Origin of the sequence: Allobosea sp. Root670, from assembly GCF_001429415.1 — a bacterium.
Lineage (GTDB): Bacteria > Pseudomonadota > Alphaproteobacteria > Rhizobiales > Beijerinckiaceae > Allobosea > Allobosea robiniae.
Genome location: NZ_LMJU01000001.1, coordinates 1214972 through 1239619, shown reverse-complemented (window position 1 = coordinate 1239619; position 24648 = coordinate 1214972). Strand labels below are relative to the sequence as shown.

General features: G+C 66.3%; 28 protein-coding genes. 21 read left to right on the top strand and 7 right to left on the bottom strand.

What is annotated here, in order from left to right:
- Positions 1 to 77: 77 nt before the first annotated feature.
- Entirely contained in the window at positions 78 to 506 is a 429-nt protein-coding gene (locus ASE61_RS05710) for a hypothetical protein (protein WP_061965404.1), read from the bottom strand.
- A gap of 234 nt (positions 507 to 740) precedes the next feature.
- Here ASE61_RS05710 and ASE61_RS05705 point away from each other — a divergent pair, with 234 nt between their 5' ends.
- The 10 genes from ASE61_RS05705 (at position 741) to ASE61_RS05660 (ending at position 9584) form a co-directional block, all read left to right on the top strand.
- A complete protein-coding gene (locus ASE61_RS05705; protein ID WP_061965402.1) occupies positions 741 to 1355 on the top strand; it encodes a ribonuclease D in 615 nt (204 codons plus the stop codon).
- 156 nt (positions 1356 to 1511) lie between these two features.
- Positions 1512 to 2288 (top strand): LPS export ABC transporter periplasmic protein LptC, encoded by a 777-nt coding sequence (gene lptC, locus ASE61_RS05700; protein WP_061965400.1) that lies wholly within the window; start codon positions 1512 to 1514, stop codon positions 2286 to 2288.
- Between the two features lies 1 nt (position 2289).
- Positions 2290 to 3006, top strand: coding sequence for an LptA/OstA family protein (locus tag ASE61_RS05695; protein ID WP_061965398.1), 717 nt, complete (start codon positions 2290 to 2292; stop codon positions 3004 to 3006).
- A complete protein-coding gene (gene lptB, locus ASE61_RS05690; RefSeq protein ID WP_142114776.1) occupies positions 2936 to 3898 on the top strand; it encodes an LPS export ABC transporter ATP-binding protein in 963 nt (320 codons plus the stop codon). The genes ASE61_RS05695 and lptB overlap by 71 nt, the downstream gene beginning before the upstream one ends.
- Before the next feature lie 157 nt (positions 3899 to 4055).
- Positions 4056 to 5579: an RNA polymerase factor sigma-54 gene (gene rpoN, locus ASE61_RS05685; protein ID WP_061965394.1), complete on the top strand. Its 1524-nt coding sequence runs from the start codon at positions 4056 to 4058 to the stop codon at positions 5577 to 5579.
- 136 nt (positions 5580 to 5715) lie between these two features.
- Positions 5716 to 6300, top strand: a complete 585-nt coding sequence (gene hpf / locus ASE61_RS05680; protein ID WP_061965392.1) for a ribosome hibernation-promoting factor, HPF/YfiA family — start codon at positions 5716 to 5718, stop codon at positions 6298 to 6300.
- 85 nt (positions 6301 to 6385) lie between these two features.
- Entirely contained in the window at positions 6386 to 6847 is a 462-nt protein-coding gene (gene ptsN / locus ASE61_RS05675; protein ID WP_061965390.1) for a PTS IIA-like nitrogen regulatory protein PtsN, read from the top strand.
- A 119-nt stretch (positions 6848 to 6966) separates the two neighbouring features.
- The gene (locus ASE61_RS05670; protein WP_061965388.1) at positions 6967 to 8583 is read left to right on the top strand and encodes a fumarate hydratase; all 1617 of its coding nucleotides are present in this window, start codon (positions 6967 to 6969) and stop codon (positions 8581 to 8583) included.
- Entirely contained in the window at positions 8580 to 8903 is a 324-nt protein-coding gene (locus ASE61_RS05665; RefSeq protein ID WP_061965386.1) for a hypothetical protein, read from the top strand. The genes ASE61_RS05670 and ASE61_RS05665 overlap by 4 nt, the downstream gene beginning before the upstream one ends.
- 30 nt (positions 8904 to 8933) lie before the next feature.
- Entirely contained in the window at positions 8934 to 9584 is a 651-nt protein-coding gene (locus ASE61_RS05660) for an MBL fold metallo-hydrolase (protein ID WP_061965384.1), read from the top strand.
- 294 nt (positions 9585 to 9878) lie between these two features.
- Here the strand turns inward: ASE61_RS05660 and ASE61_RS05655 are convergent, their stop codons facing one another.
- The 3 genes from ASE61_RS05655 to efp all read right to left on the bottom strand — a co-directional run bounded on the left by ASE61_RS05655 (position 9879) and on the right by efp (position 11552).
- On the bottom strand, positions 9879 to 10358 hold the full coding sequence (locus ASE61_RS05655; RefSeq protein WP_061965382.1) for a GNAT family N-acetyltransferase: 480 nt from the start codon (positions 10356 to 10358) through the stop codon (positions 9879 to 9881).
- A 16-nt stretch (positions 10359 to 10374) separates the two neighbouring features.
- A complete protein-coding gene (locus ASE61_RS05650; protein WP_061965663.1) occupies positions 10375 to 10893 on the bottom strand; it encodes a DUF1993 family protein in 519 nt (172 codons plus the stop codon).
- A gap of 89 nt (positions 10894 to 10982) precedes the next feature.
- The gene (gene efp / locus ASE61_RS05645; RefSeq protein WP_061965380.1) at positions 10983 to 11552 is read right to left on the bottom strand and encodes an elongation factor P; all 570 of its coding nucleotides are present in this window, start codon (positions 11550 to 11552) and stop codon (positions 10983 to 10985) included.
- 115 nt (positions 11553 to 11667) lie between these two features.
- Between efp and epmA the strand changes: the two genes are divergently transcribed.
- Genes epmA through ASE61_RS05630 form a run of 3 tightly spaced genes read left to right on the top strand, consistent with a single transcriptional unit; the run spans position 11668 to position 14474 of the window.
- Positions 11668 to 12732 carry an EF-P lysine aminoacylase EpmA gene (epmA, locus tag ASE61_RS05640; RefSeq protein ID WP_061965378.1) on the top strand — a complete coding sequence of 355 codons (1065 nt, stop codon included), beginning with the start codon at positions 11668 to 11670 and terminating at the stop codon, positions 12730 to 12732.
- Positions 12729 to 13796, top strand: coding sequence for a lysine-2,3-aminomutase-like protein (locus ASE61_RS05635; RefSeq protein WP_061965376.1), 1068 nt, complete (start codon positions 12729 to 12731; stop codon positions 13794 to 13796). The genes epmA and ASE61_RS05635 overlap by 4 nt, the downstream gene beginning before the upstream one ends.
- Before the next feature lie 15 nt (positions 13797 to 13811).
- On the top strand, positions 13812 to 14474 hold the full coding sequence (locus tag ASE61_RS05630; protein WP_061965374.1) for a DsbA family protein: 663 nt from the start codon (positions 13812 to 13814) through the stop codon (positions 14472 to 14474).
- A 78-nt stretch (positions 14475 to 14552) separates the two neighbouring features.
- Here the strand turns inward: ASE61_RS05630 and ASE61_RS05625 are convergent, their stop codons facing one another.
- Positions 14553 to 15317 (bottom strand): sulfite exporter TauE/SafE family protein, encoded by a 765-nt coding sequence (locus ASE61_RS05625; protein WP_061965372.1) that lies wholly within the window; start codon positions 15315 to 15317, stop codon positions 14553 to 14555.
- 179 nt (positions 15318 to 15496) lie between these two features.
- Between ASE61_RS05625 and pyrF the strand changes: the two genes are divergently transcribed.
- The 4 genes from pyrF to ASE61_RS05605 are packed head-to-tail and all read left to right on the top strand — an operon-like array spanning position 15497 to position 17968.
- Positions 15497 to 16204, top strand: coding sequence for an orotidine-5'-phosphate decarboxylase (gene pyrF / locus ASE61_RS05620; protein ID WP_061965370.1), 708 nt, complete (start codon positions 15497 to 15499; stop codon positions 16202 to 16204).
- Between the two features lie 38 nt (positions 16205 to 16242).
- Entirely contained in the window at positions 16243 to 16530 is a 288-nt protein-coding gene (locus ASE61_RS05615; protein ID WP_061965368.1) for a DUF1330 domain-containing protein, read from the top strand.
- A gap of 2 nt (positions 16531 to 16532) precedes the next feature.
- A complete protein-coding gene (locus tag ASE61_RS05610) occupies positions 16533 to 16841 on the top strand; it encodes a DUF1330 domain-containing protein (protein ID WP_061965366.1) in 309 nt (102 codons plus the stop codon).
- 2 nt (positions 16842 to 16843) lie between these two features.
- Positions 16844 to 17968, top strand: coding sequence for an anhydro-N-acetylmuramic acid kinase (locus ASE61_RS05605; protein WP_274532844.1), 1125 nt, complete (start codon positions 16844 to 16846; stop codon positions 17966 to 17968).
- A gap of 135 nt (positions 17969 to 18103) precedes the next feature.
- Here the strand turns inward: ASE61_RS05605 and ASE61_RS05600 are convergent, their stop codons facing one another.
- Together ASE61_RS05600 and ASE61_RS05595 are read right to left on the bottom strand one after the other, a co-directional pair.
- A complete protein-coding gene (locus tag ASE61_RS05600; RefSeq protein WP_061965364.1) occupies positions 18104 to 19243 on the bottom strand; it encodes a helix-turn-helix transcriptional regulator in 1140 nt (379 codons plus the stop codon).
- A gap of 120 nt (positions 19244 to 19363) precedes the next feature.
- Positions 19364 to 20305, bottom strand: a complete 942-nt coding sequence (locus tag ASE61_RS05595; protein ID WP_244492715.1) for a PfkB family carbohydrate kinase — start codon at positions 20303 to 20305, stop codon at positions 19364 to 19366.
- Positions 20306 to 20370: 65 nt separating this feature from the next.
- Between ASE61_RS05595 and ASE61_RS05590 the strand changes: the two genes are divergently transcribed.
- The 4 genes from ASE61_RS05590 to ASE61_RS05575 all read left to right on the top strand — a co-directional run bounded on the left by ASE61_RS05590 (position 20371) and on the right by ASE61_RS05575 (position 24531).
- Complete coding sequence (locus tag ASE61_RS05590) at positions 20371 to 21135, top strand: GntR family transcriptional regulator (RefSeq protein WP_244492714.1); 765 nt, start codon at positions 20371 to 20373, stop codon at positions 21133 to 21135.
- A gap of 187 nt (positions 21136 to 21322) precedes the next feature.
- Positions 21323 to 21931, top strand: a complete 609-nt coding sequence (locus tag ASE61_RS05585; RefSeq protein ID WP_061965358.1) for a helix-turn-helix transcriptional regulator — start codon at positions 21323 to 21325, stop codon at positions 21929 to 21931.
- 113 nt (positions 21932 to 22044) lie between these two features.
- On the top strand, positions 22045 to 22839 hold the full coding sequence (locus ASE61_RS05580) for a hypothetical protein (protein ID WP_061965356.1): 795 nt from the start codon (positions 22045 to 22047) through the stop codon (positions 22837 to 22839).
- A gap of 123 nt (positions 22840 to 22962) precedes the next feature.
- Positions 22963 to 24531, top strand: coding sequence for an ABC transporter substrate-binding protein (locus tag ASE61_RS05575; protein WP_061965355.1), 1569 nt, complete (start codon positions 22963 to 22965; stop codon positions 24529 to 24531).
- Positions 24532 to 24648: the final 117 nt, after the last annotated feature.

The window sequence follows — 24648 nt, the reverse complement described above, 5'->3', positions numbered from 1 at the left end:
GCATCGGCCCGAAAAGAGGAATGCGGTTTTCGGGAAAGCCGATGCAAAATCAAAGATCTAGAACATCGGGTTGGTATTCAATCCGATGTTCTAGCCCCCGCTGGCGTGGCCGCAACCCTATCCTGCTTCGCTGCCGACGGCAGCAGCCCGAGATCGATGAAGGCGACGACCCAGGCCATGGTCGAGATCGCCTCCAGCGACGGGCGCCAGCCGAACGGCATGACGACGCGCAGATGCTCCGGCAGCACGATCGCGCAGACCAGCAGGATGCCGAAGAGCGGTGTGCTGCCACGGTCGGTGGCACGCTTCGCTGCCAGCGCGGCCCAGGGAAACAGGGCGAAGGCCTTGACGAAGGCGACGATCATGATCGCGTCCCGGTAACCGACCAGAAGCGGCACGGTGCGCTGGATGGCGAGCAGCGTCAGCGCGACCGCGATGCTGCCGAGCCAGAAGGTCCGCAAGCCGATGCGGCCATCGAAATCGCTGAAGAGGCGGATCAGGGACATCAGGCAAGCTCCGATGGCCTTTGTCGCACGGCTTGCCGCGAGGGTGAAGCTTATGGTGAATAAAAGGTTAACGGGGCGCCTAAGAGTTTATATCGGCCCAGAAAGGGCTTGAACGCGACGGGGCTGGCGGTTAGCTGCGGAACACGCGTTGCTTTCGGCTCGCGGCCTGCCGTTCCCCTTGTCGTGAAGTGCAGTTGAAGGGCGCCTCCGCGCGGCCCCAGTGAGGTTTCGAGCATGACCATCCGTTTCCATCGCGGCGACCTGCCGGACGGCTATGAGGCCGGGTCGAGCGTCGCGATCGATACCGAGACGCTCGGCCTCAATCCGCACCGCGACCGGCTCTGCGTCGTCCAGCTGTCGCGCGGCGACGGCACCGCCGATGTCGTGCAGATTCCCAAGGGCGGCGAGCGTCCGAAGAACCTGATCCGCCTGCTCGAGGACCCGGCCGTTCTGAAGCTCTTCCACTTCGCCCGCTTCGACGTCGCAGTGCTCAAGCACGCCTTCGGCGTAGTCACGACGCCGGTCTATTGCACCAAGATCGCCTCGAAGCTGACCCGCACCTATACCGACCGGCACGGGCTCAAGGATCTCGTGCGCGAACTGCTCGGCGTCGACCTGTCGAAGCAGCAGCAATCCTCCGACTGGGGTGCCGATACGCTGAGCGAGGCCCAGCTCGCCTATGCCGCCTCCGATGTGCTGCACCTGCACGCGCTGCACGAGAAGCTCGAGACGATGCTGGCGCGCGAAGGGCGCCGGCACCTCGCCCAGGCCTGTTTCCAGTTCCTGCCCTACCGGGCCGAGCTCGATCTCGCCGGCTGGGACGAGACCGACATCTTCGCGCACACTTGACAATTTCCAAGGCTTCTTGCGTCAGTCTGCGCGCGGGTGGCGCGCGCAGACAAGCGCGCGCCCTCATGGACGAGCTACGCGGGGGCGCGATGTGGCCTGTCCTGTGACACGAAAATGCCGTCAGCGGCTGCCATTGCGCGGGACATGACTTTGGCAATGACCTTCAACGACCCGGCTGCGGGGCTGGCCGCGCAGGCGCTACGCCGGCGCGCGGCCTTCGGCGCGGCGCGGCGCCATACGCAACTGGTGCACCTCCTGCGCCGGCTGATTCCCGTCGCGGCGATCGTGCTCGTGCTGGCGCTCGTCGTCATTCCTTTCCTGTCGCCGCTCGGCGGCAAGCTGGCGAATGTCTCGGTCAGCTCGGTCGGCATCACCGGCGGCAAGGTCAGGATGGAGACGCCGAAGCTCTCGGGCTACCGCAAGGACAACCGGCCCTACCAGGTCACGGCCGTGAACGCCTTCCAGGAGATCAGGAATCCCACGCAGATCGAGCTCCAGACCCTGACGGCGCGCATCCAGATGGAGCGCGAGGGCTGGGTGACGGTGAATGCGAAGACGGGGTTGTTCGATACGCAGAAGGAGAAGCTGCGTCTCATCGACGATGTCAGGATCCGCACCGAGAGCGACCACGAGATGCAGATGAAGACGGCCGATGTCGACTTCAAATCCGGCACCGTCGTCTCGAAGGAGCCGGTCAAGGTCAGCCTCGGCGAGACCACGGTGGACGCCGACACCCTTGACGTGAAGAACAATGGCGAGTTGATCGCCTTCGAGGGACGGGTGCGAGTCTTCATCCGGAACGCGCCAGCAGGTACGCTCGCCGGCCCCGAACGCGAGGGCAGCACGCCGATGCCGGAATTGCTGAAAGCGAATCGGGTTCCTCCCGCGGATGCAGCACCGGCGGGCGACGCTGGTAATGGGAAGAGACAGTGACATGACCAGGGCTGGCCAGATGCTCCGTTTCGCAGATGCCCGCGACGCCGCGCTGCTGCTTGCCGCGGGTTTCGCGCTGCTTGGCGCGCCGCAGGAGGCCTTCGCGCAGGCCGCCCCCGCCAAGCCGCAGGCAGCCCCGGCCAAGGCGCGCGGCGCATCCTCGGCGCTGGGTGGCCTCGGCGGCGACAGCAAGGAGCCGATCAAGATCGACGCGGACAAGCTCGACGTGCTCGACAAGGAGAACAAGGCGATCTTCTCCGGCAATGTCGTGGCCGTACAGGGCGAGACGACGGTTCGCTGCACCGTGATGACTGTGCTCTACGAGGGCCGTGGCGGCCCGGGCGGAACCGCCGGGCGCCCGGCAACGCCGGCTCCCGCGGCGGCGGGCGCAGGCGCGGGCGGTCAGGGCAATGACAGTTCGATCAAGCGCATCCTGTGCAAGGGGCCGGTCACGGTGGTCTCGAAGACGCAGGCCGCAACCTCGGACAATGCCGAGTTCGATCGCGCCAACAACGTCGTGATCATGACCGGCAATGTCGCCCTCAACGACGGGCCGAACGTGACCCGCGGCGAGAAGCTGATCTACAACACGGAAACCGGCATCGCGAATGTCCAGGGCGGGCGCGTGCAGGGCCTGTTCGTTCCGAATGCGGCTGACGCCAACAAGACCGAGGCCGGCAAGCCCGGCGCCAAGCCGGCGCCCAAGCCCACCAACTGATCGTGCTGCAGTGACTGTTTCCGAAGCGCCTCGTCCCACGGCCGCGCCGGCGCGGCCGGCCCCACGCCCGCAGCAACCGGGCGTCTTCGGCCGGCTGCGCGGTCTTTTCGGCAATCGTGACAACGGGGAGGTCCGTCAGGCCTCGTCCAGGGTCGCCGCGATCGGCGGACCGGGCATCCTCGCGGTCGACGGTCTGCGCAAGAGCTATGGCGGGCGTGCCGTCGTCTCCGATGCAAGTCTCCATCTGCGTCAGGGCGAGGCGGTCGGCCTGCTCGGCCCCAACGGCGCCGGCAAGACGACGATCTTCTACATGATCACCGGGCTGGTCGCGGCCGATGCCGGCATCATCTCGCTCGAAGGCAACGACATCACGGCCTTGCCGATGTACCAGCGCGCGCGCCTTGGCATCGGCTACCTGCCGCAGGAAGCCTCGATCTTCCGCGGCCTGTCGGTCGAGGACAATATCCGCTCGGTGCTGGAGGTGGTCGAGCCCGACCGCAAGGCACGCGAGCGCCAGCTCGACCAGCTGCTCGAGGAATTCACCATCGCCCGCCTGCGCAAGGCGCCCTCGATCGCGCTCTCGGGCGGCGAGCGCCGCCGCTGCGAGATCGCGCGGGCCCTGGCCGGCAAGCCCTCCTTCATCCTGCTCGACGAGCCCTTCGCCGGCATCGACCCGATCGCGGTCGGCGACATCCAGGCGCTGGTGCGTCAGTTGACCGATCGCGGCATCGGCGTGCTGATCACCGACCACAATGTCCGCGAGACGCTCGGCCTAGTCGATCGCGCCTATATCATCCATTCCGGGCGAGTGCTGACCGAAGGTTCGCCGGCCGAGATCATCGCCAATCCGGATGTCCGGCGCGTCTATCTCGGCGAGGATTTCCGCCTCTGAGGCGCTTCGGCCCGCTTCGCTGCGGATTTGTTGCGGTGCATCATTCTCTGTCCGGAGGCGCGGTGCAGCCTTTGACGCGGCGGTGAGCCGGCGCTAGTGTCCTTTTCGCAAGCAAGAAGCGTGCCGATGGCGCGCGAGTGGGAAGGGCCTTTGGCGCATGGCGATGATGCCGCGCATGGAGCTGCGCCAGGGACAATCCCTGGTGATGACGCCGCAGCTGCTGCAGGCGATCAAGCTCCTGCAGCTCTCCCATCTCGAGCTTCAGAATTTCGTCGAGGGCGAGCTCGAGCGCAATCCGCTGCTGGAGCGCGACGAGGCGAACGACCTGCCGGCCCGGCCCGATGATGCCGATGGCCCTCACGCCGCCGATGCCGAGAGCTTCGCCCGTGCCGAGAGCCTGCATACGCAGGAGGGCATGGAGGGCAGGCTCGGCACCGGGCTCGACAATGTCTTCCAGAACGAGCAGCCGACCCCGGCCCGCAGCGAGGCGGGCGGCGCCGACAGCCTGCCGATCGTCGGCGGCGCCTATGGCGCGTCGGGTGGCTCGTTCGACGGCGATCCCGAGGGTTTCGAAAGCAGCCTGACGGCGGACGCTTCGCTGCATGATCACCTGATCGCGCAGCTCGATCTCGCCGTGATCGCGCCGGCGGAGCGCATCATCGGCCGCCATATCATCGATGCGGTCGACGACAGCGGCTATCTCGGCGAGCCGCTGGCGGAGATCGCCGAACGCCTCGGCGTCGCCATCGACAGGGTCGAGGCGGTGCTGCGCGTCGTCCAGGGTTTCGACCCGTCCGGCGTCGCGGCCCGCGACGTCGCCGAATGCCTGGCCATCCAGTTGCGCGACCGCAACCGCTTCGATCCGGCGATGCAGGCACTGGTGGCGAACCTGCCGCTGGTCGCCAAGCGCGATTTCGCCGCGCTGAAGCGCCTCTGCGGCGTCGACGACGAGGATATCGCCGATATGGTGGGCGAAATCCGCCGCCTCGACCCCAAGCCCGGCCGCGCCTTCGGTGGCTCGGCCGCCGAGACCGTGGTGCCGGATGTCTTCATCCGCGCCGCGCCCGACGGTTCCTGGCTGATCGACCTCAACCCCGACACTCTGCCGCGCCTGCTGGTCAACCAGACCTATCATGCGCGCGTCTCGCGGGCGGCCCGCAACGATTCGGACAAGGCTTTCATCGCCGAATGCCTGCAGACCGCAAACTGGCTGACCCGCTCGCTGGAGCAGCGTGCCCGGACGATCCTGAAGGTCGCGAGCGAGATCGTGCGGCAGCAGGACGGCTTCTTCGCCCATGGCGTCGAGCATCTGCGCCCGCTCAACCTCAAGACCGTGGCCGATGCGATCGGCATGCACGAATCGACCGTCTCGCGCGTCACCTCGAACAAATACCTGACCTGCTCGCGCGGCGTCTTCGAAATGAAGTACTTCTTTTCCGCCGCGATCGCCGCGACCGGCTACGGCGAAGCGCATTCGGCGGAGGCGGTCCGCTTCCGGATCAAGCAGATGATCGACGACGAGAGCCCCTCGGCGGTCCTTTCGGACGATGCCATCGTCACCCGGCTCAAGGATGGCGGCATCGATATCGCCCGGCGCACCGTGGCGAAATACCGCGAATCCCTCAGAATCCCGTCCTCCATGGAGCGCCGGCGCGAGAAAGTCGCGATGGCGCTGGGGTAGCGTCGCGCGATTTTGTTCCAAAGCGCAGGCGCATGCGCGCCATGAGTGCGCCGGCTCATTGACAACCCCGACTCGCGGTTCTTAGCTCCTAGGGATGGCCGAACAGGGCCATGGCTAAACCAAGGGGAAGCACTCCATGAGCTTGCGAATCTCCGGCAAGAATCTCGATGTCGGCGAGGCCCTGCGCGGCCAGGCCGAGGAGCGGGTCGCTGCGGCGGTCAGCAAATATTACGAGGGTGGCTACCAGGGCCACGTCACGGTGGACAAGGACGGCTCCGCCTTCCGGACCGACGGTGTCCTGCACCTCTCCTCGGGAATCACGCTGGAAGCCTCTGCCACTGCCCATGATCCCTATGCCAGCCTCGACAAGATGGCCGAGCGCATCGAGAAGCGGCTGCGACGCTACAAGCGTCGGCTGAAGGATCGTTCGGCGGGCAATGGCCGCGACGTTGGCATCGAAATCCCCAGCTACGTGATCGCGGCTCCCGATGAGGATATCGAGGAAATCGATGGGGCTTCAGCCGGCGATAACCCGGTGATCGTCGCGGAATCGACCAAATCCCTGCATATCAGGACGGTAAGCGACGCTGTCGCGGAGCTTGACCTGACGGGCGCGCCGGTCGTCATCTTCCGCCACGCTGGCAATGGCCGCATGAACGTCGTATACCGCCGCCGCGACGGCAATATCGGCTGGATCGACCCGCCGGCATCGTTGTCCTGAGGCCGGCGGGCGATCCGCTCCGGCCGTCGAACCTGACCCGTGCCGCCGGCTTTTCGACCGGCACGGGACATGCATGGACGGGCGAATGACGCTGACCGATCTTCTGAGCCCAGCAGCGGTGATCTCGCCGCTGCGGGCCAACGGCAAGAAGCAGGCTCTGCAGGAGCTTGCCCAGCATGCCGCCTCGCTGACGGGCCTGCCGGACCGCGAGCTTTTCGAAGCTCTGCTCCAGCGCGAGCGGCTCGGCTCCACCGGTATAGGCGATGGCATCGCGATCCCGCACGGCCGCATGCCGGCGATCGATCGCCTCGTCGGGCTCTTCGCCCGCACCGAGAAGCCGATCGATTTCGACGCGCTCGACGGTCAGCCCGTCGACATCATCTTCGTGCTGATCGCGCCCGAAGGTGCCGGCGCCGATCATCTCAAGGCGCTCGCCCGTGTGGCGCGCGTGCTGCGTAACCAGACCGTTCTGGAACAGGTCCGCAAGGTCCGCGACCCCGCCGCGATCTACGCGATCCTCGCCGAATCAGCCGCGCAGGCGGCCTAGGCTTAAACGCATTAAAGACTGCTTGGACGATGCCGGCCGACGGGCTATGACGCCGGCTGGATCGTTACCGCGTCTTCCATGTCCTGATCGCGGTGCACCCTGTTTCGGAGCCGCTGGCCATGGCCTATACGCATGTCGATCTCTTCCCGCTGGGCGAGGACACCACGCCCTATCGCAAGCTCGGCAGCGAAGGCGTCAGCGTCGAGAAGATCGGCGACCGCGAGGTCCTGAACGTCTCGCGCGAAGCGATTCGCCAGCTCTCCGAGCAGGCCTTCATCGACATCAACCACCTGCTGCGTCCCGGTCATCTCGCCCAGCTCGGCAAGATCCTCGACGATCCCGAGGCGACCTCGAACGACAAGTTCGTCGCCTATGACCTGCTGAAGAACGCTAATATCGCCGCAGGCGGCGTGCTGCCGATGTGCCAGGACACCGGCACCGCGATCGTGATGGGCAAGAAGGGCCGCAAGGTCTGGACCGATGGCGACGACGAGGCCGCGCTCGGCGAGGGCGTGGCGGATGCCTATTTCAAGCGCAACCTGCGCTATTCGCAGCTCGCGCCGCTCTCGATGTTCGAGGAGAAGAACACCGCGACCAACCTGCCGGCGCAGATCGACATCTACGCCGAGGGTGAGGATGCCTACAAATTCCTCTTCGTCTGCAAGGGCGGCGGCTCGGCCAACAAGACCTTCCTCTACCAGGCGACGCCCTCGCTCCTGACCAAGGACCGCATGATGGCGTTCCTGAAGGAGAAGATTCTGACGCTCGGCACCGCCGCCTGCCCGCCCTATCACCTCGCCATCGTCATCGGCGGCACCTCGGCCGAGCAGAACCTGAAGACGGTCAAGCTCGCCTCGACCAAATATCTCGACGCGCTGCCGACGAAGGGGTCGCCCTCGGGCCATGCCTTCCGCGACATCGAGATGGAGGAGGAGGTCCATAAGATGACGCAGGCGCTCGGCGTCGGCGCACAGTTCGGCGGCAAGTATTTCTGCCATGACGTGCGCGTCATCCGTCTGCCGCGCCACGGCGCCTCGCTGCCGATCGGGCTCGGCGTCTCCTGCTCCGCCGACCGCCAGGCCAAGGGCAAGATCACCAGGGATGGCATCTTCCTGGAGGCGCTGGAGACCGATCCGTCGAAATACCTGCCGGAGGTCGAGGACGCCTCGCTCGGCGGCGATGTCGTCAAGGTCGACCTCAACCAGCCGATGAGCGCGATTCTCGCGACGCTCTCGAAGCACCCGGTCAAGACGCGCCTGTCGCTGACCGGCACGATCGTCGTCGCGCGCGATCTCGCCCATGCCAAGATCCGCGAGCGGCTGGAGCGCGGCGAGGGCATGCCCGACTATTTCAAGAACCACCCGGTCTATTACGCCGGCCCGGCCAAGACGCCGGAAGGCTTCGCCTCCGGCTCCTTCGGCCCGACCACGGCCGGCCGGATGGATTCCTTCGTCGACCAGTTCCAGTCCTTCGGCGGCTCGATGGTGATGCTCGCCAAGGGCAACCGCTCGGCCTCCGTGCGGGAGGCCTGCAAGGCCCATGGCGGCTTCTATCTCGGCTCGATCGGCGGCCCGGCTGCGCGTCTCGCGCAGGACTGCATCCGCAAGGTCGAGGTGCTCGAATATCAGGAGCTCGGCATGGAGGCGGTCTGGCGGATCGAGGTCGAGGATTTCCCGGCCTTCATCGTCATCGACGACAAGGGCAACGACTTCTTCAAGGAGCTGAACCTCGGATGAGGCTGGTCCTGGCCGTTGCGGCGCTTTTGCTGGCTGCTCCCGCGTTGGCCCAGCAGCCGCGCCCGGCGACCTGTTCGCGCGATCTCTTCCAGAACGAGGCCGGCTTCCGCCAGCAGCAGACGCGGCTCGCAGGTGTGGCCACAGCCGACCAGGCGACGCAGTGCCGGACCTGGCGAGAGCATGTCACCTATCTCCAGAAGGCCCGCTCGGTCTTTGCCGCCTGTCAGGGCGGGGCGGAACGCGCACGCAATGTCGCCGAGATGGATTCCGAGCTGGTGAATTACCGCGCGCTCATCGCCAGTCGCTGCGGCGGGCGGTAAAAGCCTTCTGCGATCATCGAAAGGCCTCCCATGACCGACCAGCCGCCGCTCCAGATCGCCGTCGTGCCGGTGACGCCGTTCCAGCAGAACTGCTCGATCGTCTGGGAGCCCAAATCAAACGAGGCGGCCATCGTCGATCCCGGCGGTGACGTTCCGAAGCTTCTGGGCGCCCTGAAGGAGCTCGGCGTGACCCCGGTCGCGATCTGGCTGACGCACGGCCATCTCGATCATGCCGGCGGCGCGACAGAGCTGGCCGAGGCGCTGTCGATCCCGGTGATCGGGCCGCATGAGGGCGACAAGCCGCTGCTCGAGGCCTTGCCGGAACAGGGGCTGCGCTTCGACATCCCCGGCATGAAGGCGGTCGTGCCGACGCGCTGGCTGAAGGAGGGCGATACGGTTTCTCTCGGCGACCTGACCTTCGCGGTCGCACATGTGCCGGGCCATTCGCCGGGCCATGTCACCTTCTTCCAGAAGGACCTGCGTTTCCTGTTGGCGGGCGACACCGTCTTTGCCGGCTCCGTCGGCCGCACCGATTTCCCCTATGGCGACCATGAGGCGCTGATCTCGGGGATCAAGACGAAGCTCCTGCCGCTCGGCGACGACGTCCAGTTCCTGCCAGGCCACGGCCCGGCCAGCACGCTCGGCGAAGAGCGGCAGAACAATCCGTTCCTGCAGGGTTGAAAGACCGCGCCGTCATGCTCGCCCTTGTGGCGAGCATCCACGTCTAGAACGCGGCCTTGCATAAACGATGACGTGATGGTCGGGATCAGCCCCACCGAGGCGGAAGGCGGAAACGAAAAGACCCGCAGCGGATGTCCGCTACGGGCCTCGGAATGAACCAACGGCCATGTCCTGAACGGGTGCGCGTACATCCGGCGTCAAACGTTCGGCTCATGGCCGTCTTCAACGGCGCTGGAGAGCTGTGGAACGCTCTCGACATCGCCGTGATCCTGAGATGGGAAGGGCGCGTCCCGATTACAAGCCCCCGTTCGAAAAAGAACTGCGCCACTCGTAAAGGGCGTCCGGCTCGCCTTCCTCGTTGCGCTCGCCGTCGTTGAGGTCGACGAGGCGGAAGCCGTGGCGCTCGTAGAAGGCCCGCGCAGCCGCGTTCCGCTGGAAGGTGAACAGGTGGAGTCGCTCCGGGCTCAGTTCCTTCGCCTTGGCGAGAAGCAGCGAGCCGATGCCGCGCCGGAACTCTCCCGGCAGCAGGTAGAGCTGGTCGAGGTCCTCGCCGTCGAGGCAGAGAAAGCCGAGGATGCGCCCGGTCTCCCGCGCGACCCAGGTCTCGCCGGTGGCGAGCCTGACATGCGCGATCCAGCCCCGCACCTCGTCGTCGCTATGGACACGGCGCAGCCAGGGCAGGGCCTCCGCGCGCGACGCCAGATAGAGCGCGGCGATCTCCCCGGCATCCCGGGGAGAGGGGCGTTCGATCGTGATGGCCGGCATCAGGCTCATGTCAGGAAGGCTGGCCTCAGGCGTCGAAGACGCCGAGCAGGAAGTCCTGCTTGCCGATCTGGAAGCCGTTCTGGCGCAGGATGTCGTAGGCCGTCGTAGCGTGGAAATAGAAGTTCGGGATGGCGAAGCGGGTGAGATAGGCCTCGCCGGTCATCGTCACGGTCGCCGAGGGGCCGCGCGGGAAGGTGACCTCGCGGGCGAGCCCGGCATCGAGCACGGCGCTGTCGGCCGCGGCGACGAAGGCGAGCGTCTTGGCGATGCGCTCCTTCAGCTCCGGGAAGCTCTTCTCCTCGTCGGGGAAGCGCGGGTTCTCGCCGCCCGAAAGGCGCGCGACCGCGTTCTTGGCGAAATCGCAGCAGAGCTGGATCTGGCGGGTGAAGGCCAGCATGTCCGGCGCGAGGCGGGCGGAGAGCAGCACTTCCGGCTGGATCTTGCGGGTCTCGGCCTGTTGCACGGCCTTGTCGAGAATGGCGTCGAGCGCCTTGAGCGTCTGCACGAAGCCGGAAAGGGCGGCGGCCTTGACTGTGAGCGTCATGATGTCCTCGGAAACGACAACGGGCCCGGAAAGGGCCCGCTGCGAAAAGCTATAGAGGAGAATTTTCTGCTGCGCTCTGCGCCAGCAGATCAATCCTTCGCGCGCTCGACATAGGAGCCGTCGGCCGTCATCACGACGACGCGGGTGCCGATGCCGACATGCGGCGGCACTGCGCTGCGCACGCCGTTCGAGAGGATCGCCGGCTTGTAGGAGGAGGAGGCCGTCTGGCCCTTGGTCACCGGCTCGGTCTCGACGACTTCGAGCGTGACGCGCTGCGGCAGTTCGATTGCGACGGCCTTGTCCTCGAACACCGAGAGCGAGACCTTCATGTTCTCCTGGAGATAGGGAGCGGCGTCGCCGATCACGTCCTTGTCGACCGGGATCTGATCGTAGGTCTCGGGGTTCATGAAGACGTACTGCTCGCCGTCCTGGTAGAGATAGGTGAAGTCGCGGTCCTCGACATAGGCGCGCTCGACCTGCTCGGTCGTCTTGTAGCGCTGGGTCATCTTGGTGCCGTCGGAGATGCGGCGCATGTCGATCTGCGTCGTCGGCGTGCCCTTGCCGGGGAAGAAGCTCTCGGCCGAGATGACGGTGCAGAGATGTCCGTCCAGATCCAGGACGTTGCCCTTGCGGACGGAAGAGGCGATGACCTTGACCACGTGAATGTCCTTCTGGTGCGCGGCGTTCCGCCGCGCTATGCGAATTCTGTCGCCGCGCAACTACCGCATTCGCGCGCGAAACGAAAGCTTTCCGACGCATTCGACGCGAGTTTCGATGAGTTCGTCCCCGACGCCGTTCTGGCGCCCCGACATCCATGCCGACCGCCGCCCGGCCTTGCTGGCGCGGGGGCGGATCAAGGCTGCGCTGCGGCGTTGGTTCGAGAACCGCGACTTCACCGAGGTCGAGGCGGCGATCCTCCAGGTCTCGCCCGGCAACGAGACGCATCTGCACGGCTTCGCGACGACGCTGATCGACAACGCGGCCGCGCCGCATCCCTATTACCTGCACACCTCGCCGGAATTCGCAGCCAAGAAGCTGCTGGCGGCCGGCGAGCGCCGCATCTTCGATTTCGCCCGCGTCTTCCGCAATCGCGAGCGCACCGCGCTGCACCATCCCGAATTCACGATGCTGGAATGGTATCGCGCCGGCGAGGGTTACGAGGCGCTGATGCAGGACTGCGCCACACTGATGGCCGAAGCCGCCCGCGCTGCCGGCGCTTCCATGCTTCGCTGGCGCGGTATCGAGGCCGACCCCTTCGCCGAGCCCGAGCGCCTGACCTTGCAGGAGGCCTTCAGGCGCCATGCCGGGATCGACCTGTTGCGCACGGTGACAGCCGATCAGGAGGTTGATCGCGGCGGGCTCGCAGCCGATGCGATCGAGGCCGGAATCCGGGTTACCGACGACGATAGCTGGTCCGACATCTTCAGTCGCATCCTGTCCGAGCGCATCGAGCCGCATCTCGGCCGTGGCCGTGCCACGATCCTCTGCGAATACCCAATTAGCGAGGCCGCGCTCGCAAGGCCTAAGCCCGGCGATCCGCGTGTGGCCGAGCGTTTCGAGCTCTATGCCTGCGGCGTCGAGCTCGCCAATGCCTTCGGCGAGCTCACCGATCCGGCCGAGCAGCGCCGTCGTTTCGAGGCCGACATGGACGAGAAGGAGCGCATCTATGGCGAGCGCTATCCGGTCGACGATGATTTCCTGGAAGCGCTGGCGCTGATGCCGGCGGCATCCGGCATCGCGCTCGGCTTCGACCGGCTCGTCATGCTCTGCGTCGGCGCGCGCCGGATCGAGGATGTGCTCTGGACGCCGGTCGCGGAACCGGGCAGGGGAGGGGCATGACCGTTCACCAGCCCCCCGGTGGCCAGCCTTTGCGCAGCATCGACGCGCTCGTCGAGGCCGGCTTGGCCGCGCCCGCGCGCCGCGATGCCCTGCAGAAGGTGGCGGAGCGCTATGCCGTCTCGGTGACGCCGGCCGTTGCCGGGCTGATCGATCCGGCTGATCCCACCGACCCGATCGCGCGCCAGTTCATCCCCGACGCTGCCGAACTCACGACGCTGCCGCAGGAACTGGCCGACCCGATCGGCGACGAGGCTCATTCGCCGGTCGAGGGCGTGGTCCATCGCTATCCCGACCGCGCCCTGCTCAAGCTCGTCCATGCCTGCCCGGTCTATTGCCGCTTCTGCTTCCGGCGCGAGATGGTCGGCCCCGGCGGCGATGCCTTGACCGGCGCCAAGCTCGACGCCGCGCTCGCCTATCTCGCCTCCCGGCCCGAGATCTGGGAGGTGATCATGACGGGCGGCGATCCCTTCATTCTCTCCGCCCGTCGCGTGCGCGAGGTCGCGAAGCGTCTTGCCGCGATCCCGCATATCAAGGTCGCGCGCTGGCACACCCGCGTGCCCGTCGTCGATCCCGGCCGGATCACGCCGGACTATGCCAGGGCACTGCGCATCCCTGGCAAGGCGAGCTATATCGCCATCCACGCCAATCATCCGCGCGAGTTCACCGACGATGCCCGCACCGCGATCGCAACGCTCGCCGATGCCGGCCATGTCCTGCTCAGCCAGTCGGTGCTGCTCAGGGGCATCAATGCCGATGTCGGGACGCTCGGTGCCCTGATGCGCGCCTTCGTCGAGAACCGCATCAAGCCCTACTACCTGCACCATCCCGATCTCGCGCCCGGCACCTCGCATTTCCGTTTGACGCTTGAGGAGGGGCAGGCGCTCGTCAAAAGCCTGCGCGGCAACCTTTCCGGGCTGTGCCAGCCGACCTATATCCTCGACATCCCCGGCGGTGCCGGCAAGATTCCGGTGGGCCCCGCCTTCCTCTCCGGCTGCGAGACGCCGGGCGTGGAAGCGCTCGCCGAAGACCGGCATGGCGGGCAGCACCGCTACCCGCCTGCCTGAGACAAGGACATCGACATGCAGGACAAGATGCCGCTCGCGATCGTCTCCGACATCGCCTGCCCCTGGTGCTTCATCGGCAAGGCCCGGCTGGAGACGGCGCTGGAGCGCTATGGCCTGAACGAGCGCTTCGCCATTACCTGGCTGCCCTACGAACTCAACCCGGAGATGCCCGAGGAGGGCATGGATCGTACCCACTATCTCGAAAGCAAGTTCGGCCCCGGCAAGCGCAAGGAGATCGAGGTTCGGCTGTCGGAGGCGGCGCTGGAGAGCGGCGTCACCTTCAACTGGGCGAAGGTGACGAAGAGCGTCAACACCCGCATGGCCCATATGCTGGTTGCAGCCGCCTCGACGGTGCAGCGCGGCGGCGACATGACGGCGGCCCTGTTCAAGGCTTATTGGCAGGATGGGCGCGACATCGGCGATCTGGAGACGCTGATCCAGATCGCGGTCGAGCAGGGCTTCGACGAACAGGCCGCCCGCGACGAACTCGCCAATGACGAGTTGCGCGAGACCGTGATCGGGCTGGAGGATCACGCTCGCAAGGTCGGCGTCACAGGCGTGCCCTTCTTCATCGTCGACGGCAAGCTCGCGGTCTCGGGTGCGCAGCCGCCGGAAGTCTGGGCGCAGGTCTTCCAGCAGGTGCTGACGGCGCAGGCTCCGCAGGAGCCGCAGTTCTAGCGCCTGCCGGGTTTCTCGACGCAGCCACGCCGTCGTTCAGGGGGGCGTCACGCTCGCCTTTGTAGCGAGCATGATGGTTCAGAATCCAAGCAGGTGAATAGCCGCCGGCGCGCCGAGCGAAACGCCCGACAGGAACAGCAGCAGGAACACCATCTGCCGCATGACGGCTTGCGAAAGCGGGGGCGGATAGCGGCGTGCCAGATGTGTTCCCGCGATCACTGCCGGAATGGCGAAGAGAGCCGATAGCGTCGATGCCGCGGGAATCTGCTGGGAGGCGATGACGAGCCCTGTGCGGAACAGGGCGTTCAGCGCGAAGATCGTCACCAGCGTTTCCCTGACGACGACGAGCGGCATCGGCTGGCGGTAGAAATGGTAGACCAGCGGCGGGCCAGCGGTCGAGAACAGACCGCCCATCAATCCGGCGATGCCACCGAAGAACAGGAAGCTGGGGGCTCGCGACGGCTGCCGGAACGCGTCGGGTTTCCGCGCGAGCTGCAGGCTGGAGACGATGATCACGAAGCCCAGCGCCAGTCGCAGCAGATCGGCCCGGCTCGCGGCGAGCCATTCCAGCAGATTGAAGCCGATGAAAAGGAAGGGCCAGCTCGCGATCAGAACCAGCGCGAATTTGCGCCAGTCGACATCGCGCCAGCCCTTGAGCAGCATCTGCGCCGCGTTGACCAGCGTGAGAACGCTGACGAGCATGGCGGCATCGGGCAGCGAAAGCAGACCGGTCAGGCCGACGCCGCCCATCGTGATCAGCCCGAAGGCGAAACCGGTCAGCGTCTGGACATAGGCGGCCATGCCGGTCAGCAGCAGAAACCCGGTCAGGGCAGCCCAGGACATCGTCGGCGTCTCCGAGGAAGCGGAGCGTGTGGCCTAGAGGGTCGGCCGGTCGGGGGAAACAGGTTTCTCGGAAAGGCAGCAATGCGCAGAAGGATGTTCTCCGTGCCGGGCTCGCGCTTCCCGCGCTTGCATCCTGCTTCGAATCATGCGCCTTCCCTCGAAACTCAGGGAGCCGGTTGATGAACCCGAAGATCAACGATGTCCGCGACCGCCTGATCGTCGCCCTCGACGTACCGACCGTGTGGGATGCCTACCGCCTGGTCTCGACGCTGGGCGACGGCGTCACCTTCTACAAGATCGGCTATCGCCTCGCCTTCGCCGGCGGCCTCGATCTCGCGCGCCAGCTCGTCGCCGAGGGCAAGAAGGTCTTCCTCGACCTCAAATTGCACGACATCGGCAACACCGTGACCGAGGGCGTGGACTCGCTGACCAAGCTCGGCGTCACCTTCCTCACGGTCCATGCCTATCCGCAGACCATGCGCGGTGCCGTCGAAGGCCGCGGCGATGCCGACCTGAAGCTGCTCGCGGTCACTGCGCTCACCTCCTATGACGATGGCGACCTGCGCGATGCGGGCTATGGGCTCGCGGTGCGCGATCTCGTGCGCCTGCGCGCCGAGCAGGCTCGCACGGCCGGCATCGACGGCATCGTCTGCTCGGCTGCCGAGACGGCGATCGTGCGCGAGGTCATCGGGCCGGACATGGTCATCGTGACGCCGGGCATCCGGCCTTCCGGGAGCGCGGCGGGTGACCAGAAGCGCACGCTCACCCCGGCCGAGGCGATCCGCGTCGGCGCCGATCATCTCGTCGTCGGGCGTCCCATCATCCGCGCGGCAGACCCGCGTGCGGCGGCGGGCGCGGTCATGGACGAGATCGTCGCGGCTTCGTAAGCTCCGGTCCGAACCCGATTCAGCCAACGGATAGCACCATGCCCAAGGGATATGTCATCGGCCGCGCCAAGGTCTCCGACGCGACCAAATGGGCGGGCTATGCCGCCAAGGCCTCCGAGGTCATGAAGATCTACGGCGGCACGCCGATCGTGCGTGGCGGCCAGATGACGGTGGGCGAAGGCGAAGGCCGCGCCCGCAACATCATCATCGAGTTCAAGGATTTCGCATCGGCGCGGGCCTACCTCTTCTCCCCTGAATATGCCGAGGCGCGCAAGCTGCGCGAAGGTGCCGGCGAGATCGATCTCGTCGCCGTCGAGGGAGCCTGACCGTGGCCAAGGGCTATTGGATCGCGCGCGTCGACGTCGAGAACGCCGAGGCCTACGCCAAGTACCGTTCGCTCAATGCCGTAGCCTTCGCCAAATACGGTGCGAAGTTCCTGGTTCGCGGCGGCGAATACAAGCTCGCCCGCGGCGAGGGCCGCAAGCACAACGTCGTTATCGAGTTCAAGGACGAGGAGACGGCCCGCGCTTGCTACGCCTCGCCCGAATACCAGGAAGCGGTGAAGCACCTGAGCAGCGCCGGCCAGTCCGATCTCGTGATCATCGGCGGCTATGACGGGCCGCAGCCGGGCGAATAGCCTTGTCCGGCGCGAGGCCTGAGGCCGACCTGTCGCAGGAGAGCCTGACCGCGATCGGCGTGATCAGCGGCACGTCGATGGATGCCATCGACGTCTCGCTGGTGACGAGCGACGGGCACGACGCCGTCTCCTTCGGCGCCGGCGCGTCCTATCCCTACCGCGACGCCACGCGCCGGGAGCTTCAGGCCGTGATCGCCGATGCCGAGCGGGCCGGGCGCGCTCCGCTGGCGGAGCTCGAAGCCGCCGTCACCGCCGACCATCTCGCCGCCGTCCGGGCCTATATCGCCGATCAGAGGCTTGCTCTCGCCGCGATCGATCTCGTCGGCCTGCACGGCCAGACGGTCTACCACCGGCCGGAGCAGCGCTTCACCCGTCAGCTCATCGACGGTCAGGCGGTGGCCGATGCGCTGGGCATCCCCACGGTCGACCGGTTCCGCGATGCCGATGTCGCGGCCGGCGGGGAGGGCGCGCCCTTTGCCCCGCTCTATCATCGCGCCCTCGCGCAGGGCCTCGAGCAGCCGGTGATGGTCCTCAATCTTGGCGGCGTCGGCAATGTCACCTATATCGACGGCGATACCGTCGTCGCCTTCGATACCGGTCCGGCAAGCGCGATCCTCGACGATTTCGTGCTGCGCCGGCTCGGCCGGCCCTATGACGCTGATGGCGCGCTGGCGGCCAGCGGGCGCGTGCATGACGATCTCGTTGCCGGCTTCATGGCCAATCCCTTCTTCGACCGGCCTGCGCCGAAATCGCTCGACCGCAATGATTTCCATCGGCGTGCCCAGGTTGTCGAGCAGCTCTCGGATGCCGATGGCGCGGCGACGCTGGCAGCCTTTACCATCGAGAGCCTCGTTGCGGCGCTGCGCCATGTCCCACGCCGGCCGCAGCGCTGGCTCGTCGGCGGCGGCGGTCGGCTCAACCGGCATTTCATGATGCGGCTCGCCGAGCGGCTGGGTGTGCCGGTCGAGCCGGTGGAGGCGGTCGGCTGGAACGGCGATGCGCTGGAGGCGCAGATCTTCGCCTATTTCGCCATACGCTCGGTGAAGGGGTTGCCGCTGAGCCTGCCTTCGACCACCGGCGTGCCCAGGCCGATGACGGGCGGCCGGTTTCATCGGCCGGCCGGATAATCTCCGTCATTTGGATGACGAAACGGCCGCGGCGTCTCGTCTAGGTTCGTTTTCATGGCCTGACCGAGAGGAAGCTAGGAAAACAAACCGTAGACGCGGCGAATGTTGCTTGAGATCAGCCCAGATGGCGAGGATTCAGCGCGGCCGAAGAGGGAGTTCCGCGCTGCGCAGCAGTGAAACGAGCTGACTTTGCTGTCGGGTATTCGTCTTCTGGAAGATCCGCGCCAGATGCGTGCGTGCAGTCGAAATCCGGACACCCTGGGCTTCGGCGGCTTCGGTCAGGGATGATCCGCTCGCGAGCGCGGAGGCGAATTTGGCTTCGGTATCGGTGAGGTCGAAGAGCTGGCGTGCGCAGGCGACGAGATTGGCCGCCGTCTCGAGGCGCCGCAGCGCGATCAGGACCTGGCCGGCCGCTTGATCCTGGGCAGGCGAAGGGGGCGCTGGCATGGCGCAGGCCGAAAGCGAATGAGAACCATCCTCGCCATGCAAAATCATGCTGGCCTGATGATGGGCGAGGGGGTCCAGTGCGCTCCGCAAGGCGCCTTCGACCAATTGCCTGAGCTGGCGCTGGTCGGCAGGCTGACGTGCGAACAGGCGGCCCTGGCGCAGCTTGAGCGCGCCGTCAGGGTCGGCCAGGATCTCGTCGGCGCCTTCATTGGCGTAGGTGATGCGCATGTCCTGGTCGAGGATCGCGAGGCCGATGGCGATCCGGTCGAGAGCGCCGCGAGCTTCGTCCCGCTGGATGGTCACCCGGCCGATATGGCGGCGCAGTTCGACCACGCGCCGCAACACCGGATAGAGCTTTTCGAGCAGGGCGGCATCCTCGGCGTCGAAACCCTCCTGATGTCGCCCGCGCTGCACGTCGAAGAGCCAGAAGGCCTGCCCATTCCCGGCAAGCCGGCAGGCCAGGCCGCCAAACATGTCCTGCGGGCGCATCCATTCCTGCCAGACGCGGGAGCTGCGCAGGGCTTCCGCGCCGAACACCTCGTGATCCCGGTAGATCGCACCGTACGGGATGTCGCGCAGCGTGCCGCCCATCTCGATGAAATCGGGCGCGAGTTCGCCGGTGCAACGCTCCTGCAGCGCTTCGTCGGGATCGGTCGCATAGGATGCCCAGTCGTCGGGGTGGGGGCCGATCCCGGCGAAGCAGGCTTTCGAGCCGTTGAAGAGTTGCCGCATCGCTTCCGCGGCGGCCTGCATCTGTCCTTCGTCCATCGCCCCGACCAGCAGCCGGTCGATCGTGGACATGACGGTATCGACGTCGAGGCGCGGCATGAGAAATCCCGGCTGGCCAAGGAAGGCGCATGCGTGATGCACGCTTCCCAAAATAGCAGGATGGGTCGGTCAGGAAAAGTCCAAAAGCAATCCAAATTTTCTCGTCGCGAGGAAGCCGTTTCACCTCCCGCTCATGAGCGCGATGGCGTCGGCCGTGGGCAACGCCTCGAAGACGCCGTGACGGGTGGTCGTCAGGGCGCCCGCCGCCGCGGCGTCGCGCAGGGCTTCGGGCAAGGCCAGTCCCATCGCCAGCCGAACCCCGAGCGTCGTGGCGAAGGCGTCGCCGGCGCCGAGCGAATCGATCGCCTCGACCGGGAAGTCCGCCTGCACGATGGTGGGAGCATCCGCCGTGACGGCCACGGCTCCGGCTGCACCTCGGGTCAGGACGACGAGACGCGGGCCGTGCTTCAGGAGCGCCGGCCCGAGTTCCCTCGCGAAGCGATCCGGATCGGTTGCCTCGTCCTGCTCCCGTCCAAGCGCGGCCGCGAGGCCGCGGGCTTCGGTCTCGTTGATGATCAGGATCGAGGTCAGCGCCAGGATGGCGGCGGGAATCGGCCGGAAGGGCGAGGGGTTGAGCAGGGTCGGAATGCCTGCCTGCCGGGCCAGCGTAAAGGCCGCCTCGATCGGTGCATCGCCGATCTCGAACTGGGCCGTCACCAGCGCCGCAGCGGCAATGGCCGGCGCCCGCTGCCGGACATGCGCGGCCGTGAGGGCGAGATTGGCGCCGGAGGCGACGGCAAGGCAGGTCTCGCCGCTGGCGTCCGTGAAGCCGATGCCGCTACCCGTCGCGCCGTCGAGACGGACCAGCATCGATTGCGGCAGGCCGGCCCGTTCGAGCGCCGGCGGCGCGAAAGCTGCGGCGAGGTCGTCCCCGACGGCGAGCAGGCCCTCGACCGCGGCGCCAAGACGGCGGGCCATGATCGCCTGGTTCAGCCCCTTGCCGCCCGGCTCGATCGTCACGGTTTCGGCGGCGAGCGATTCCCCCGGGCGCGGGAAGCGGGCGACTTTCGCCGAGCAGGAGACGACGAAGCTTCCCAGGACGAAGACAGGTTTGCCGGTCATAGGGTTTGATTTTCCCATTCACGAACTGCTACGCGGGTTGTGTCACGCTCATGCCATCGATGACAGTGCCTAAGCAGATTGCAAAACCGCCCTTCCAGAACCTGCTGGAACTGCGTACCGACACCGCCAAGCCGCTTTACCAGCAGCTCGAGGACCAGCTGACTCAGCTGATCGGCGACGGCACGCTGCCGCCGGGCACGACCCTGCCGGCTGAACGTCAGCTCGCCGAGCGGCTCAGCATCAGCCGCGCCACCGTGCAGCGCTCCTACAACGCCCTGCGCGAGCGAAAATTGCTGAGCGCGCAGGGGCGGCTGGGCTCGATCGTGCAAGGGGCCGGACCGCGCCTGCATTCCGGCATGGACCGGCTCAAGGGCTTCACCCAGGAGATGCAGGAGCTCGGCCGTGTGCCGTCCTCCCGCATCGTCGAGCGCTCCGTGGTCAACGACCGCTCGATCGCCTCGATCTTCGGCCGTTCCTCGCATGCGCGCTTCCTCAAGCTGGTCCGCATTCGCTCCGGCGACGGCATCCCGATGTCGCGCGAGGTCGCCTGGTATAATCTGGAGCGGGCGCCGGACCTGGCGGAGAGCGATCTCTCCGGCTCGGTCTATGCCCGGCTCGCCGAACTCGGCCTGCCCCTGACGCGCTGCGACCAGACCATCGAGGCGGCGGCGCCGACGGCCGAGGAACGCGCCATCTTCGGCTTCGATGCTCCCGTGCCCTGCCTGCTGATCAAACGGCGCAGCTACGGCGCCGACGGTGACATGCTGGAATATGTCGAAGGTCTGTTCCGGGGCGATACCTATACCTACAAGCTGACGCTGACCGCCTGACGCGGGCGGTGGGGGAGCCTGCCGCGGGCGCCTGAAGGCGATATCCAATAACAGTCCAAAATCGAGAGGAGCATTGAACCTGCTCGCGCCTCGCCGCGACCAAAGAGAACGGAGCTGCATCCGGCCGGGTTTCGGTTCTCCGGCAGCAGGGTGCGGCGACCCGTCGATTGCAGGGATGGATATTGCGATGTCGCTTCACGTCTCGATTGCCGCCAGGACGAGCTACAGCCCGTTCCACGCACGCGCTCATGTCGACCCCGACGCCTTCGGGCGGACTTCCAGGCCGGTTTTCGTCATCGATGCCGAGCTGAACCAGCGCTTCGGCAACTGCGGCGCGGCAGCGCTGACCCGCGACGGCCTGGGGGGCATCGACCGCTTCACCGCCAGCGACAAGGATTTCATGGCGCGGTTGCAGCTCTGGCTGAAGCGTTGCCGCACTGGCAGTGCGGCCGGCGAGGTGCGGTTGCCGCTGGTGCTGCGCAACGGCCGCCAGATCGCGATCGACGCGGTCCATCTGACGAGCATCGAATTGTTCGTCCTGACGGTGGACGATCCCGAAAGCGCGATGGATCGCAACATCGCCCGTGTCAGCGAGGCCTGCGGCCTGACGCCGACCGAGGAGCGCATGCTCGTCCTGATGGTCGAGGGGCTCGACACGATCATTGCCGCCAAGCGGCTGGGCATCGCCCCGACCACCGCCCGGACCCATCTCCAGCGCCTGTTCGCCAAGACCGGCACGGCCCGGCAGAGCGAACTCGTCCGCTTCGTCGCGACCTATGTCGAGGAGCTCCGCTGAGCACGCGGGTTCGATGGCGAGGAATTCGTCGCCTCTGTTGACAGGACCTGCGGTCGCACGCCCATCTGGGCCGGTATGCGCAAGGACCGCATCCGTCCGGAGCGATCGCGACCATGGCCGAGACGCTGGCAGCCTTCATTTTCTGCGCATTGCTCAGCGGGAGCGCCATCTTCGGCGTCAAGCTGCGGGGCTGGCTGTCGGAGGAGCATCTCTCCGAACGCACGATGGAGGCGATCCGGCTGGTGACGAGCCTGCTCGTGACCTTCGCCGCCCTCGTGCTCAGTCTGCAGCTTTCCAGCGTCAAGGCGGCCTTCGATACGGCCTATCGCGATCGCAATGCCGATGCGGCTGGGCTCGCCCAGTTCGATGAATGCCTGCGCAGCTACGGGGCCGAGGCAGATCCGATCCGGCTCGACCTGCGCGGCTATACGGCGGGTGTGATCGCAAGTACCTGGCCAGACGAGCCCAAGCCCGCGGGCGTCTCCTATCCCGACACCGCTGCCATGGCGCGCGAAGGCGCCGATCCCGCGCTCGGCGCCCTGATCGGCCGTATCGGCCGGGCGATCAACGGCCTGAACCCTGCCGATGCGCTTCGCGCCAACCTCGCGGCAGAGTGTCGAGCCACCTATCAGCGCGTGCAGCAACGGCGCTGGGCGGTGATCGAGGATGTGCGTGGCCCCGTCTCGCCGCTGTTCACCAGCGTCATGACCTTCTGGCTGATGCTGGTCTTCCTGAGCTTCGGCTTGCAGATTCCGCGCAAGCGCCTCGCCGCGATCGTGCTGGCGATCGGTATTGTCTCGATCTCGACGGTGATGTTCGTGATCACCGATCTCGAGACGCATTACGGCGGCCTGTTCGGCATTCCCAGCACCTCGATGCGCGATGCGCTGGCGGGCATGGCGCGCTGACGCGTCCGGGCAGTTGGCGCGGCGCTTGCCAAGAGACGCGTGATCGGGTGCGATGGCGCCGGACGATCCTAACGGATCCGATTCAAACGATATGATCTCGATACGAGACAGGGGAACGAGCAGATGACGGCGAAGGCTAGGGGTTTGAGATTCGGTCTGGCGCTGGCGGCGTCGGTTCTCGCGCTGGGTGCGGCAACCGCGCAGGAGCCGAAGAAGGGCGGGACGGTCCATGTCGTCGTCCAGCCCGAGCCGCCCATGCTGATGCAGGGCCTCAACCAGAACGGCCCGACCAACATGGTTGCCGGCAACATCTACGAGTCGCTGCTGCGCTATAACGAGAAGCTCGAGCCGCAGCCCTCGCTCGCCAAGAGCTGGGAGATCTCCCCGGACGCGAAGACCTATACCTTCAAGCTCCAGGAAAACGTGAAATGGCATGACGGCAAGCCGTTCACGGCCGATGACGTCGTCTTCACCCTCGACAAGTTCCTGCGCGAGGTCCATCCGCGCTGGCGCCCGATCGTCAACGCCCAGGTCGAGAAGATCGAGAAGGTCGACGATCTCACCGTGAAGATCGTACTGAAGCAGCCCTTCGGCCCGCTGATCATCACGCAGGAGGTCGCCTCCGCGCCGATGATCCCCAAGCACATCTATGACGGCACGGATTATCGCGCCAACCCCGCCAACAACACGCCGATCGGCACCGGCCCCTTCAAGCTCAAGGAGTGGAAGAAGGGTTCCTATATCCACCTCGTCAAGAACGAGGACTACTGGCTGAAGGGCAAGCCGAACCTCGACGAGATCTACTGGCAGATCATTCCCGATGCAGCCGCCCGCGCCGTTGCCTACGAGACGGGCAAGGTCGATGTGCTGACCGGCGGCTCGGTCGATGTCTACGACGTTGCACGGCTGTCGAAGCTGCCCAATACCTGCATTACCACCAAGGGCTGGGAGATGTTCGCCCCCCATGCCTGGATCACGCCCAACGTCCGCAACGGCATCCTCGGCAACAAGCAGTTCCGCCAGGGGCTGATGTACGCGATCGATCGCGAGTTCGGAAAGGACGTGGTCTGGGGCGGCCTCGGCAAGCTGCCGACCGGGCCGATCTCGTCCAAGACCAAGTTCTATTCGGCCGACGTGCCGAAATACACCTATGACCCTGCCAAGGCGAAGGAGCTGATCAAGGCCTCCGGCTACAAGGGCGAGACGATCAAGCTGCTCAACCTGCCCTATGGTGAGACCTGGAGCCGCTGGTCCGAGGCGATCAAGCAGAATTTCGAGGATGTCGGCGTCAAGATCCAGATCGAGAATACCGACGTGCCCGGCTGGACACAGAAGGCGTCGAACTGGGATTTCGACCTGAACTTCAACTTCCTCTACCAGCTCGGCGATCCCGCCATGGGCGTGGCCCGCTCCTACATTTCCTCCAACATTGCCAAAGGCAATCCCTTCGCCAATGTCGGTGGCTATTCCAATCCGGAAGTCGACAAGCTCTTCGCCGACGCGGCGATCGCGCCGACCGACAAGGAGCGCCAGGACCTCTACACCAAGATCCAGAAGATCTTGGCCGATGAATTGCCGGTGCTCTGGCTGCTGGAGATGGATTTCCCGACCATCTATCGCTGCAACGTCAAGAACCTCGTCACCACCGGCATCGGCGTCGACGACGGCTTCCGCGACGCCTGGAAGGAGTAAGGTCAGCTCCGAGGGGCGCGTCATCCCGGGCGCCGCGAAGCGGCGATCCGGGATCGTATCGGGGTTAGCCCATAAGGCCGCCCTATCCTGATGACGGTCCCGCGTCTGCGCAGCGGC